This window comes from Streptomyces sp. NBC_00984 (assembly GCF_045162475.1).
Taxonomy (GTDB): Bacteria; Actinomycetota; Actinomycetes; order Streptomycetales; family Streptomycetaceae; genus Streptomyces.
Genome location: NZ_CP108734.1, coordinates 5921734 through 5933981 on the forward strand (window position 1 = coordinate 5921734; position 12248 = coordinate 5933981).

The 12248-nt window shown below is 71.9% G+C and carries 10 protein-coding genes and 1 tRNA gene; 5 read left to right on the forward strand and 6 right to left on the reverse strand.

The features are described from left to right. Positions 1-46 precede the first annotated feature (46 nt). Both OG520_RS26510 and OG520_RS26515 read left to right on the forward strand, forming a co-directional pair. A complete protein-coding gene (locus tag OG520_RS26510) occupies positions 47-1651 on the forward strand; it encodes a von Willebrand factor type A domain-containing protein (RefSeq protein ID WP_406014862.1) in 1605 nt (534 codons plus the stop codon). Between the two features lie 33 nt (positions 1652-1684). Beyond that, positions 1685-2152, forward strand: coding sequence for a DUF1772 domain-containing protein (locus OG520_RS26515; RefSeq protein WP_406014863.1), 468 nt, complete (start codon positions 1685-1687; stop codon positions 2150-2152). A 55-nt stretch (positions 2153-2207) separates the two neighbouring features. On the opposite strand, the gene rhaS is transcribed toward OG520_RS26515, so the two are convergent. The 5 genes from rhaS to OG520_RS26540 form a co-directional block, all read right to left on the reverse strand. Further along, the gene (gene rhaS, locus OG520_RS26520; protein ID WP_406014864.1) at positions 2208-3293 is read right to left on the reverse strand and encodes a rhamnose ABC transporter substrate-binding protein; all 1086 of its coding nucleotides are present in this window, start codon (positions 3291-3293) and stop codon (positions 2208-2210) included. Between the two features lie 39 nt (positions 3294-3332). Further along, on the reverse strand, positions 3333-4313 hold the full coding sequence (locus OG520_RS26525; RefSeq protein ID WP_406016568.1) for an ABC transporter permease: 981 nt from the start codon (positions 4311-4313) through the stop codon (positions 3333-3335). A gap of 220 nt (positions 4314-4533) precedes the next feature. Beyond that, positions 4534-5589: an ABC transporter permease gene (locus OG520_RS26530; protein ID WP_406014865.1), complete on the reverse strand. Its 1056-nt coding sequence runs from the start codon at positions 5587-5589 to the stop codon at positions 4534-4536. Continuing rightward, positions 5586-7130 (reverse strand): sugar ABC transporter ATP-binding protein, encoded by a 1545-nt coding sequence (locus OG520_RS26535; RefSeq protein WP_406014866.1) that lies wholly within the window; start codon positions 7128-7130, stop codon positions 5586-5588. Before OG520_RS26535 ends, OG520_RS26530 begins: the two co-directional genes overlap by 4 nt. Before the next feature lie 160 nt (positions 7131-7290). Further along, a complete protein-coding gene (locus OG520_RS26540; RefSeq protein WP_406014867.1) occupies positions 7291-8061 on the reverse strand; it encodes a nucleotidyltransferase in 771 nt (256 codons plus the stop codon). A gap of 266 nt (positions 8062-8327) precedes the next feature. Between OG520_RS26540 and OG520_RS26545 the strand changes: the two genes are divergently transcribed. From OG520_RS26545 to OG520_RS26555, 3 genes are all read left to right on the forward strand, one after another. Further along, positions 8328-9839: an FG-GAP and VCBS repeat-containing protein gene (locus OG520_RS26545; RefSeq protein WP_406014868.1), complete on the forward strand. Its 1512-nt coding sequence runs from the start codon at positions 8328-8330 to the stop codon at positions 9837-9839. Between the two features lie 90 nt (positions 9840-9929). Continuing rightward, positions 9930-11234 carry a sensor histidine kinase gene (locus OG520_RS26550; RefSeq protein ID WP_406014869.1) on the forward strand — a complete coding sequence of 435 codons (1305 nt, stop codon included), beginning with the start codon at positions 9930-9932 and terminating at the stop codon, positions 11232-11234. After that, positions 11207-11866 carry a response regulator gene (locus OG520_RS26555; RefSeq protein WP_406014870.1) on the forward strand — a complete coding sequence of 220 codons (660 nt, stop codon included), beginning with the start codon at positions 11207-11209 and terminating at the stop codon, positions 11864-11866. The genes OG520_RS26550 and OG520_RS26555 overlap by 28 nt, the downstream gene beginning before the upstream one ends. 235 nt (positions 11867-12101) lie before the next feature. On the opposite strand, the gene OG520_RS26560 is transcribed toward OG520_RS26555, so the two are convergent. After that, positions 12102-12174: transfer RNA gene (locus OG520_RS26560), tRNA-Arg, on the reverse strand. Between the last annotated feature and the right edge of the window lie 74 nt (positions 12175-12248).

The window sequence follows — 12248 nt, forward strand, 5'->3', positions numbered from 1 at the left end:
CACGTCACATTCACAAGTGCTGGCACGACGACGTCGGGGGCAGGCGATGGAACGCCGGACAGGCACGTACGCGAAACGGTACGTGCGGACATGGCAGGGTGCGCTCGGGGTGCTGCTGGCGGGCGGGGTGCTGCTCACCGGGTGCTCGGGGACGTCGACCGGGACCAAGTCCGCCTCCGACGGCCGGGGCGGCGGCGGCCCGCTCCCGGCGCCCGCACCCGCCGCGTCGGGCGGCGCCGCCGACAGCGACGGGGCGAAGAAGCAGGACGGACTGCGGGAGTCCGCACCGCCCGACTACCTCTCCACCTTCGCCCTGGACGTCGACACCGCCTCGTACGGCTACGCGCGCCGCACCCTCGGCGACGGCGGCCTGCCGGACCCGTCCACCGTGCGGCCCGAGGAGTTCGTCAACAGCTTCCGCCAGGGCTACCGGCGCCCGGACGGCAACGGCTTCACCGTGAACGTCGACGGGGCCCGCGCCGGGGGCAAGGGCGGCGACTGGTCACTGGTGCGGGTGGGCCTGGCCACCCGGGCCGCCCCCGCCCGTGACGAACGCCCGCCCGCCGCGCTCACCTTCGTCGTCGACGTCTCCGGCTCGATGGCCGAGACCGGCCGCCTCGACCTGGTGAAGAAGTCGCTGGGCATCCTCACCGACGAACTCCGCGACGACGACTCGGTCTCCCTGGTCACCTTCAGCGACGAGGCGAAGACCCTGCTGCCGATGACCCGGCTGCGGGACCACCGCGGCAGGATCAGCGACCGGGTCGACTCCATGGAGGCCACCGACTCCACCAACGTCGAAGCCGGTATCCGCCGCGGCTACGAAGAGGCGGTCGACGGCCGGGTCGAAGGCGCCAACAACCGGGTCGTCCTGCTCTCCGACGCCCTCGCCAACACCGGCGAGACCGACGCCGATGCCATCCTGGAACGCATCGGCTCCGCCCGCCACGACTACGGCATCACCCTCTTCGGGGTCGGCGTCGGCAGCGACTACGGCGACGCGCTGATGGAACGGCTCACCAACAAGGGCGACGGCCACACCACGTACATCGCCGACGAGGACCAGGCCCGCAAGGTCTTCGTCGACCAGCTGCCCGCACACCTCGAACTGACGGCGCGCGACGCCAAGGCCCAGGTCGCCTTCGACCGGGACACCGTCGAGCAGTTCAAGCTCATCGGGTACGAGGACCGCAAGGTCGCCGACGAGGACTTCCGCAACGACCGCGTCGACGGCGGCGAGGTCGGCCCCGGCCACACGGTGACGGCGCTCTACGCCGTACGCCTGAGGGCGGGCGCCTCCGGCCATGTGGCGACGGCGACCGTGCGCTGGCTGGACCCCAGGACCCGGGCACCGCACGAGCAGCAGGGCGCGGTCGGGACGAACGCGATCGACGGCCCGTTGTGGGGCGGTGGCAGCAAGCGCCTCCAAGTGACCGCGGTAGCCGCGTACTTCGCCGAGGCGCTGCGCGGCGAACAGCTGCCGGGCGCGCCCGGACTCGGTGAACTCGCCTCGCGGGCAAGGGAGCTGGCGTCCGGGACCGAGGACGAGTCGGTGCGGAAGCTGGCGACCATGATCGGACAGGCCGACCGGCTCAAGGGCGGCTCGGGCGACGGCGGTTCCGGGGGAGCGCCGGAGGGCGAACTGGACTGAACGGGGAGCGGCCACGCGCCCGCCGAGGACATGATGGCCACCATGTCCTCCTCCCTGTTCCTGGCGCTCGCCGTGATCACGACGGGCCTCTACGCCGGATTCATGCTGACGTTCCTGATCGCGGTCATGCCGGGCATCGCGGCACTGCCCGACGAGCGGTTCACGGCCGCCATGCGCCGCTTCAACGAGAAGGTGCCGGGTCCGGCCTTCCTGGTCCTCTTCCTCGGTGTGATCGCCTTCCCGGCCGTCGTGGTCCTCGGCGGCGACGGCGGCTCGGACCGGGCGCTCGCCGTCGCGGCGCTGGTCTGCGCGGTCGCCGGCCACCTGATCACGATCGCCGGCAACATCCCGCTGAACAAGGCACTCGCGGAGTCCGAAGGAGGCGACGACAGCGCGGCCCGCGCGGCGTTCGAATCCCCCTGGAACAGGCTCCACCGGGTCCGGACGGTCCTGTCCCTCGCCGCGTTCGCCCTGCTGGCCGTGGTCGGGGCGGAGTTCTAGGCCGGTGGGCCGGTTCCTTCGCGCGAAGGAACCGGCCCACCGGACGTCACGCCGCTCAGAAGTTGAACGTGTCGATGTTCCCGCGGTCGAAGACGGTCGGCTTGCCGAGGATGACCTCACCGTCCTTGCCGACCGTGTACTCACCGAGCCTGCCCGCCTTGAACTTCTCCCCCTCGGTGCCGTTGATCTGCCCCGACGCCAGCGCGGCGGCGGCGTACGAACCGAGGAGGCCCAGCTCCTCCGGATTCCACAGCGAGAACTGCTCGACGGTGCCGTCCTTGACGTACTTGCGCATCTGGTTCGGCGTGCCCAGTCCGTTCAGCACGACCTTGCCCTTGTACGAGGAGTCGCTCAGGTAGCGGGCGGCGGCGGCGATGCCGACGGTGGTGGGCGAGATGATGCCCTTGAGGTCCGGGTACGCCTGCATCAGGCCCTGCGTCTGCTGGAACGACTTCTGGTCCGCGTCGTCCCCGTACGCCACCTTCACCAGCATCATGTTCTTGTACCTGGGCAGCTTCAACTCGTCCTGCATGAAGCCGATCCAGGTGTTCTGGTTCGTGGCGTTCTGGGTGGCCGAGAGGATCGCGATCCTGCCCCGGTAGCCGATCTGCTCACCGAGGTGCTGGACCAGGCTGCGGCCGATCTCCTCGGAGCTCGCCTGGTTGATGAAGAGCTGGCGGCAGTCCTTCGCGGTGTCGGAGTCGTACGCGACGACCTTGATGTTCTTCTTCATGGCCTGTTTCAGCGGGCCGCACACCGCGTTGGGGTCGTTGGCCGCCACCAGGATCGCGTCCTGGCGCTGCTGGATCAGCGTGTTGATGTAGCTGACCTGCGAGGAGGCGCCGGCGTCGGACGGGCCGACCTCCTTGCCCGTACCGCCGAACTCCCGGGCGGCCGCGATGCCCGCGTCGTCCACGATCTTCTCGTACGGGTTGTTGATCTGCTTGGGCAGGAAGGCGAGCTTCAGGCCCTTCTTCAACGGCGCGTCCGGATCGGCCTTCGCCGTCGTCCCGGCCTTCGCGGAGCCCTGGTCCGCGCTGTCCTTCGTGGTGCCGGAACAGGCGCTCAGGGCGAGAGCGAGCGACACGGCGGTGGCGGCGGTCGCGACGGCGCGGCGTCCGGCGGCGGTGCGGAGCATCATGGCGACGGTGTGCCTTTCGACGGGATACGGGAGGGAAGTTCAGGACTGGGCGTTCGCGGCGCGCCGGTGCCGTCGTTCGACGACAGCGGCGATCACCCGGGGGGTGAGGACGGACGCCACGAGCAGCAGGCCGGTCACGATCACCTGCACCTCGTTGGCGATGTCGTTGAGCGTCAGGAGGTTCTTCAGCACCCCGATCAGCAGCACCCCGGCGACCGCGCCGAAGAGGGTGCCCCTTCCGCCGTCGAAGTCGATGCCGCCGAGCAGCACGGAGGCGATGACGAGCATTTCGAAGCCGAGCCCGTTGTCGGCGCGGGCGCTGCCGTACCGCAGGGTGAACAGGACACCCGTGAACGAGGCGAACAGCCCCGTCACGACGAACAGCAGCAGCTTGATCCGCTTGACCCGGATGCCCGCGAAGTACGCCGCCTCCTCCTGGGCACCGATCGCGAACAGCGAACGGCCCAGGCCCGTGGCGTGCAGCACGATCGCGGTGAGCACCGCGAGGACGGCGAACAGCAGGACCGGGTACGTGACGAAGGTGCCGGGCACCGTGGTGGTGTCGACCGCCCAGTCCGCGTACGTCCGCGGGAAGTCGGTCACCGCGTCGCTGCCCAGCACCACCGAGGCCAGCCCGCGGTAGAGGGCCAGGGTGCCGATGGTGACGGCCAGCGAGGGCAGCCCCACCCGGGTGACCAGCCAGCCGTTGAGCAGCCCGCCCGCCACGCCCACCAGCAGCACCACCGGCACGATCGTCTCGAAGGCCCAGCCGGCGTTCCACAGCGCACCGGTCAGCGCGCTGCCCAGGCCCAGCATCGAGGCGACCGAGAGATCGACCTGACCGGCGACGACGAGCAGCGTCATCGGCAGGGCGATGATGGCGACCTCGGCGATGTCGTTGAAGGCGAACGCGAGGTTCTCGCCGGAGCCGAAGCCGTCCGTGGAGCCGAGGCCGATGACGAGGACCGCCACCAGGAGCACGCCCACCGCGGTGTCCCAGCGCAGCGCCAGGCTCCGTATGCGGCCACCGGCGTCCCTGCCCGTCGTCCGGGCGGCGTCCGCCGCCTCCCGCGTCTCAGAGGCTGTCGGGTGACCTCGGACCGGGCGGCCACGCCCTGGCACGCACGCTTCCCGCGTTGTCGTCGGTCGACGACGCTCCGCGTCGCCTCCCTCCTCCGCCTTGGAATCGCACGCACCAGACCGCGTCCGCTTTTCCGGTCCGAGGTCACCCGACAGCCTCTCAGGCGCCGTTCCCATGCCGGGCGCTCCTCTTCCTCAGTGCGGCGGTCATCCGCAGGTTCACGATCCGGTCGGCGCTGATGGCGAGCAGCAGCAGCGCACCGGTGATGGCGCCCTGCCAGAAGGAGTCGACCTTCAGCACGACCAGGACGCTGCCGATGGTGGTGAGCAGCAGGGCGCCCAGCGCCGCGCCCCAGACCGTGCCCGTACCACCGGTGATGGCGACACCGCCGACGACGACGGCGCTGACGACGGTCAGTTCCCAGCCGTGCGCGTTGTCCGCGACGACCGTGCCGAACCGGGCCAGCCACAGGGCCCCGGCGAGACCGGCGACGGCCCCGGAGAAGGCGTACGCGGCAAGGATCCGGCGGCGGATCGGGACCCCGGCGAGCACGGCGGCCTCGGGGCTCGAACCGATCGCGTACAGCTCCCGGCCCGAGCGGTGGTTGCGCAGGAAGTACGCGGTCGCGGCGAGCAGGACCAGGGCGATCAGCGGCAGATACGGCACGCCGAGGACGCTGCCGCTGCCGAGCCCCAGAATCGGGTCGGGCACCTCGGCGGCGCCGATCTGGTCGCCCTGCGCCCACCAGTAGTCGACGCCCTGGATGATGTAGAGCATGCCCAGCGTCACCACGAGCGCCGGGACCCCGCCGAAGCTGACCAGGGCGCCGGAGACGAGCCCGCAGACCACGCCGACGGCGACGCCGAGCAGCAGCACGGCGAGCACACCGTGGTCCGTCCCGGCGACGAACCTGCCGCAGGCGAAGGCGGAGAGACCGACGACGGAACCGACCGACAGATCGATGTTGCGGGTGATCACGACGGCCGACTGGCCGACCGCGAGCAGCACCAGGATCGAGGCGTTGAGCAGCAGGTCCTTGATGCCCTGGTCGGACAGGAACCGCGGATTGGCGACGTACGTGCCGAGGACCAGCAGGACGAGCGCCCCGGCGATGGAGATCTCACGGGCCCGGAACACCGCGTCCACGAGCGAGGAGGCGCCGCGCGCCGGAGCCCCGGAGCCGATGTCCGGCGGGCCTTCGACGGTGGTGGTCATGCCACCGCCCTTTCGCCCAGTCCGGTCGCCGCGGCCATGACCGTCTCCTCGGTGGCGCTCCCGCGCGGGAGTTCGGCGACGAGCCGGCCCTCGCGCATGACGAGCACCCGGTCGGCCATCCCGATCACCTCGGGCAGATCGGAGGAGATCATCAGCACCGCGAGCCCGTCCGCCGCCAACGAGGAGAGCAGTCGGTGGACTTCGGCCTTGGTGCCGACATCGATGCCACGGGTCGGCTCGTCGACGATGAGTACGGACGGTTCGGTCGCGAGCCACTTGGCGAGCACGACCTTCTGCTGGTTGCCGCCGGACAGCACGCCGACGGCGTCGGCGAGGCGGTTGTACTTGAGCTGGAGGCGCACGGCCCAGTCGGCGGCCCGGTCGTGCTCCAGGGCGCGGCGGACGAGCCCGCGCCTGCGGACGTCGCCGAGGCCGGTGAGGCCGATGTTGCGCTCGATGGACAGCTCCATGACGAGCCCGCGCTGACGGCGGTCCTCCGGTACGAGCGCGAGTCCGGCGGCCATCGCGGCGGTGGGCGATCCGGGGCGCAGCACGGTGCCGTCCACCCGTACCTCCCCGGCGTCCGCGCGGTCGACGCCGAAGACCGCCTGGGCGACCTCGGTCCGTCCGGCGCCGACGAGCCCGGCGAGCGCGACGATCTCCCCGCGCCGGACCTCGAACGACACATCGCAAAAGACGCCCTCGCGGGTCAGCCGGCCGACCGACAGGGCGACTTCGCCGACCGCCGCGTCCTGCTTCGGATAGAGGGCGTCCAGATCGCGGCCGACCATCCGGCGCACCAGATCGTCCCCGGTCAGTCCGGCCAGCGGCTCGCAGGAGATCCGGTGGCCGTCGCGCAGCGTCGTGACCCGCCCGCACAGCTCGAAGATCTCGTCGAGCCGGTGCGAGATGAACAGCACGGCCGCACCCTCGTCGCGCAGCGTCCGCACCACGGAGAAGAGCCGGGCCGTCTCGCCGCCGGTGAGCGCGGCCGTCGGCTCGTCCATGATCAGGACCCGGGCGTCGAAGGAGAGCGCCTTCGCGATCTCGACGATCTGCTGGTCCGCGATGGAGAGCCCGCGGGCCGGCCGGTCGGGCGCCAGGTCGACACCGAGCCGGCGCATCAGCCCCGCGGTGGTCCCGCGCACGGCGCGGCGGTCGATCCGGCCGAGGCCGCGCCGGGGCTGACGGCCCATGAAGATGTTCTCGGCGATCGACAGGTCGGGGAAGAGGGTCGGTTCCTGGTAGATGACGGCGATCCCGGCGTCGCGGGCGGCGGCGGGCCCGTGGAAGGCGACGGGCTCGCCGTCGAGCAGTATCTGTCCGCTGTCCGGGCGGTGCACGCCGGCGAGCGTCTTGATGAGGGTGGACTTGCCCGCGCCGTTCTCCCCGGCGAGCGCGTGGACCTCGCCGGGGAGGAGGGACAGGGACACATCGTGCAGGGCGCGTATGGCGCCGAAGGACTTGCTCACGTCCTTCAGCGCCAGGACCGGGGCGACGGGGACCGGGGCCGGGGGCGGGCCCTTGGCGGGCTGGTTCATGGAGGCTCCTCAGCGGTGGCACACGCGGGTGGAGCGCGGTGTCCACACCGTGAAAGGATTCAATGAGGTAGCTCGGAAGCTAGACGGGGACTGCGGGCGCAGTCAATGGTCCGGCGGTGTGCCTGTTGCCTGTTGCCTGTCGCCGTTCCGCGCCCGCTCGTCAGGGGCCGGGGTAGGACGCCAGCGTGCGCTCGATGCCGGTCCGGACGAAGGCCCGCGCGAGACGGCCGCGCCTGATGCGCCACGCATCGGACGTGCGGTGCGGACCGGTGCCGTACCGGCGGTGGTGGATGTCGCGGACCACCTCGTCCGGCGCACCCCACTCGGCCAGCACCTCCAGCGCCTGCCCCTTGGTGATGAGCCGTCCGTCCCGCAGGGTGACCGAGGCCCGCGCGAGCGTCAGCAGCCCGAGGTCCACCCAGATGTCCCTCAGCCAGAGCGAGGGCCGGGCGCTCGCCGGATACCAGAAGCCCTTCAGGTCGCCCCGGACGAACTCCGCCAGCTCCCGGTCGGTCACCTCCGCGACGAGCCCGGCGGGCCCCGGACCGAAGAGCGACAGCCCGCCCGTGCTCAGCTCCCGCCTGCTGACCGGCGTGACCGGCCGCTCGAAGAGGCGGGACTGTGCCCAGGTCACATGGTCGCGTCCGGCTTCCGGCAGCTGCGAGCGCACCACGTAGGAGCAGTGCAGTCCGGCCGCCTCCGGCCCCTGTGAGATCAGCGTGCGGTGCAGCTCTTCGAGCTGCTTCCGCTGCGGGCCGGTGACCGGCGCGCCCACCAGGGCCACGAGGTCGAGGTCGCTGCGTCCGGGCTGGTAGTCGCCCAACGCCAGTGATCCGTGCGCCCAGAGGGCTTCCAGGGGGACGACGCGACCGGCGTCGGCGGTGAACCGTTCCAGCAGGTGCCGGGTGGACTGCGCCTCGGAAGCATCCATGAAACCGACCATGGCACGGACCGGGTCCGGCCGGACAGTGCCCCGGAGGGCCGTGGCGCGCGCATCCTGCTGCTCAACTCCGGCCCCGGTGGCCGGATTTCGTCGCCCGGTGTTCGCCGGTCGTTCGCGTGGCAGAGCTGTAACGGTCGCTTCGGGGAGGCAACCGTCGCGTGCCGCGGCCGGTCTGAGACTGCACGGTGCCGGTGCTTCATCGACGCACCGCACTGTTCACCCGAACCTTCCGAAACCTGAACGAAGGAGTCCACGTGGCATCCCGTGCCCTAGGAACCGCCGTGGTCCTCGCCATCACCGTGGCAACCGCCGTGACCACCTTCCCCACCGCCCAGGCGTCGACGCCCGCCCGCGCCACGACCTCGGTGTCGGCGTCCGCGAACGGGGCGGTGCCCGCACCGACCCCGCGCCGCGACGACTTCAACGGGGACGGCTACCCGGACCTCGCGTTCACCGCGCCGGGTGCCACGGTCGACGGCAAGGCCAAGGCCGGATACGTGGGTGTGGTGTACGGCTCCAAGAACGGTCTGCAGACCGCCACCAAGCAGGTCTTCACCCAGAACTCGGCCGGAATCCCGGACTCCGCCGAGACCGGTGACGCGTTCGGCAGCTCGATGGTCTCCGCCGACCTGGACAAGGACGGCTACAGCGACCTCGTGGTCGGCGCGGGCAAGGAGCAGATCGGCACGTTCAAGGAGGCCGGGTCGCTCACCGTCATCTGGGGCGGTGAGAAGGGGCTGTCCGGCGGCGCGACCCTCCTGACCGGCGATCAGGAGTACGACGGGGTCGGCTCCCAGACCGCCGTGGGCGACTTCGACGGCGACGGCGCCATGGACGTCGTCACGCTCGGGCTGGGCAACATCCGCGTCCTGCCCGGCCCGTTCAAGCGCGACGGCAGCGCGGCGGCCCCCGCCCGGAAGATCCCCGACATGGACGATCTGCGCTACATGGACATCGCCGCGGGCGACTTCAACGGCGACGGCCGCGACGACCTGGCCGCCGTCGTCCACGACGGCGACGAGTACGACGCCCGGCGCATCCTCATCCGCAACGGCGGCGCCACCGGCCTCGCCGAGGACTACACCACTGTCAACCGGCCCAACGGCTACCGCCTCCAGGGCGGCGAGACCATCACGGCCGGCCACATCAACGGGGACAAGTACGCCGACCTCGTCGTGGGCCGCACGGTCGAGGGCTACGACAGCGATCTGGACTACCCGCTCGCCCTGGGCGGCATGATCACCTACGTACCGGGCAGCGCCACCGGGCCGCGCGGCGACCGGGCCAAGGTCTTCAACCAGGACAGCGCCGGTGTCCCCGGCGCCGCCGAAGTGCATGACGGATTCGGCGCGTCCCTGTCGATCGGCGACATGAACGGCGACGGCTACGGCGACATCGCCGTCGGCGTCGCCCAGGAGGACATCGGCACGAAGAAGGACGCGGGCTCGGTCCTGGTCCTCCCCGGCACCGCGTCCGGCCCGACCGGGACCGGCACGGTGGGCTTCAACCAGGACACGGCGGACGTCCCCGGGGCGGCCGAGGCCGGCGACCTGTTCGGCAGCGCCGCCAAGCTGGTCGACGCCAACCGCGACGGCCGCAGCGAACTGGCCGTCGGCGCCCCCGGCGAGAACAGCGACGCAGGCTCCCTGTGGGTCTTCCCGACCACGGCGGCGGGCCTGACGGCCAAGGGCTCGTTCACCTTCGGCCACGGCGCGCTGGGCACCGTGGGAACGTCCGCGACGCTGGGATCGTCGTTCAACCGCTGACCGCACGGGAACGGGGGTGGGGCAGGCCCCACCCCCGGGAGTCGGGCAGCGGGTATGTCCCGCCCCGGGACCGCCTCCTACGGTGAGGCCATGAGCCGAACGAGAGGCCCCCGCACCGTGTGGCGGGCCCTGCCGTCGCCCCGCTTTCCGCTGACCTGCTGGCCCTGGCGGTCGGCCGGCTACCTGATCAGCGGTGCCCTGGCCGGCGCGGCCGTCCTGGTGGTGACCGTGACCGGTGCGGTCGTGGGCGGTGCGCTCTCCGTCGTGCTGATCGGGCTGCCGCTGCTCGCACTCCTGGCCCTGACCGGCATTCCGGTGGCAGCCCTGGAGCGGCGCAGGCTGGGCCTGATGGGCCCCGTCCCGGCCCCGGACCCGCACCGCCGGCCGGCCGAACCGGGGCTGCGGAGCTGGGCGGCCTGCCGGTTCCGGGAACGGGCGACCTGGTGGGAGCTCGGGTACGCGCTGCTGTTCGCCGTGGTCCTGTGGCCGCTCGACGCCCTGGCGGTGGCCGTCTGTACGGCCGTACCGCTGGCGATGCTGAGCACCCCCGTACTGATGGAGGTCTACGGGGACGGCTCGGAGTTCCGCGTGGTGAAGCTGTGGACGGTCACGACCTGGCCCGAAGCCTTCGCGGCGGCGGCCTGCGGACTCGTCCTCCTGCTGCTCGGCAGCTACGCCCTGGGCACGCTGGCCGGAGCCAGAGCGGAACTGACCCGCCTCCTGCTCACTCCCGGACCGGCCGGGCCGGACGAACGGGTCATGGAACTGGCCCGCTCCCGGGTCCGGCTGGTCGACGCCTTCGAGGCCGAGCGCCGCCGCATCGAACGCGATCTGCACGACGGCGCCCAGCAGCGCATCGTCGCCCTCACCATGATGCTCGGCCTGGCCCGGCTGGACGCCCCGCCGGGCCCCCTCGCCGACCAGCTCACCAGGGCCCACGAGGAGGCCGGCAAGGCGCTCGCGGAACTGCGTGAACTGATCCATGGCATCCACCCCCAGGTCCTGGCCGACTACGGCCTCCAGGCCGCGGTCGCCGACGCCGCCGAACGCTCCGTGATCCCCGTCGGGCTGGACGTCGAACTGACCGGCAGATTCCCCGAAGCCGTCGAGGCGGCCGCGTACTTCGTGGTCTGCGAGGCGCTGGCCAACGTCGCCAGACACAGCGGCGCGAGCCGCGCCGAGGTCCGCGGAGGCCACCGCGGAGGCCGGCTGTTCCTGGAGATCCACGACGACGGACGGGGCGGGGCGAGCACGTCCGGAGGCGGCAGCGGACTGACCGGCCTGGCCGACCGGGTGTCCGTGCTCGATGGCAGACTTGCGCTGTCCAGCCCGGCCGGGGGCCCGACCCGATTGCGTGTGGAGATTCCTTGCGAGTGGACCGATCGCTCCGCGTAGTCCTGGCCGAGGACAGCGTGCTGCTGCGCGAGGGACTGACCGGTCTGCTCGGCCGCTTCGGCCACGAGGTGGTCGCCGCCGTCGGCGACGCGGAAGCGCTCGTGGCGGCCGTCGCCGAACACGGACCGGACATCGTCGTGACCGACGTCCGGATGCCACCCGGCTTCCAGGACGAGGGCCTGCAGGCGGCGGTCCGGCTCCGCGAGAGCCGGCCCGCCCTCCCGGTACTGGTCCTGAGCCAGTACGTGCAACGCGCCTACGCCGCGGACCTCCTGGACTCCGGGGACGGTTCGGGCGTCGGCTATCTGCTCAAGGACCGGGTCGGCCAGATCGAGGAGTTCATCGACGCGCTGCGGGAGGTCGCCGACGGCGGCACGGTCGTCGACCCGGAGGTCGTACGCCAACTCCTGCGCCGCCGCCGCGATCCGCTGGAACGCCTCACCGCCAGGGAGCGCGAGGTGCTCGCCCTGGTGGCCCAGGGCCGGTCGAACGGCGCTGTCGCCCGCGAACTGGTCGTCTCCGAGGCGGCGGTGGGCAAGCACATCGGCAACATCCTCGCCAAACTGGACCTCCCACCGGCCGACGAGACCCACCGCAGGGTCCTCGCGGTCCTGACCTTCCTGCGGTCCTGACCGTCCTGCGCGCCTGGCCTTCCTGCGGTCCTGGCCTTCCTGCGCGCCCGATCGTCCTGCGGTCCTGATCTTCCTGCGCGCCCGATCGTCCTGCGCGCCTGACGACCGACCCGCCGCCCGCTCCGTCGGCATCTGCGTCCAGCCATACGCCGCCGCCACGCCGCGCTCGCTAGCGTGCCCCGGGCCGAGAAAAAGGCCCCCCGGTACGGAGGGCCTCGTGATCATGCGCGCTGTGCGCCCCCGGCAGGACTCGAACCTGCGGCCAAGCGCTTAGAAGGCGCCTGCTCTATCCACTGAGCTACGGGGGCCGGGTGGTGGCCTCGGCGGCCGGAAGCCCTGGGGCCGGGCCGGTCGGTGACCTGCCGGGACAAGGATAGGGCTC

What these genes read in the sequence shown, in the direction of transcription:
- OG520_RS26510 (WP_406014862.1), top strand. Translation starts at nt 47, where the DNA reads ATGGAACGCCGGACAGGCACGTACGCGAAACGGTACGTGCGGACATGG.
- OG520_RS26515 (WP_406014863.1), top strand. Translation starts at nt 1,685, where the DNA reads ATGGCCACCATGTCCTCCTCCCTGTTCCTGGCGCTCGCCGTGATCACG.
- rhaS (WP_406014864.1), bottom strand. Translation starts at nt 3,293, where the DNA reads ATGATGCTCCGCACCGCCGCCGGACGCCGCGCCGTCGCGACCGCCGCC.
- OG520_RS26530 (WP_406014865.1), bottom strand. Translation starts at nt 5,589, where the DNA reads ATGACCACCACCGTCGAAGGCCCGCCGGACATCGGCTCCGGGGCTCCG.
- OG520_RS26535 (WP_406014866.1), bottom strand. Translation starts at nt 7,130, where the DNA reads ATGAACCAGCCCGCCAAGGGCCCGCCCCCGGCCCCGGTCCCCGTCGCC.
- OG520_RS26540 (WP_406014867.1), bottom strand. Translation starts at nt 8,061, where the DNA reads ATGGATGCTTCCGAGGCGCAGTCCACCCGGCACCTGCTGGAACGGTTC.
- OG520_RS26550 (WP_406014869.1), top strand. Translation starts at nt 9,930, where the DNA reads ATGAGCCGAACGAGAGGCCCCCGCACCGTGTGGCGGGCCCTGCCGTCG.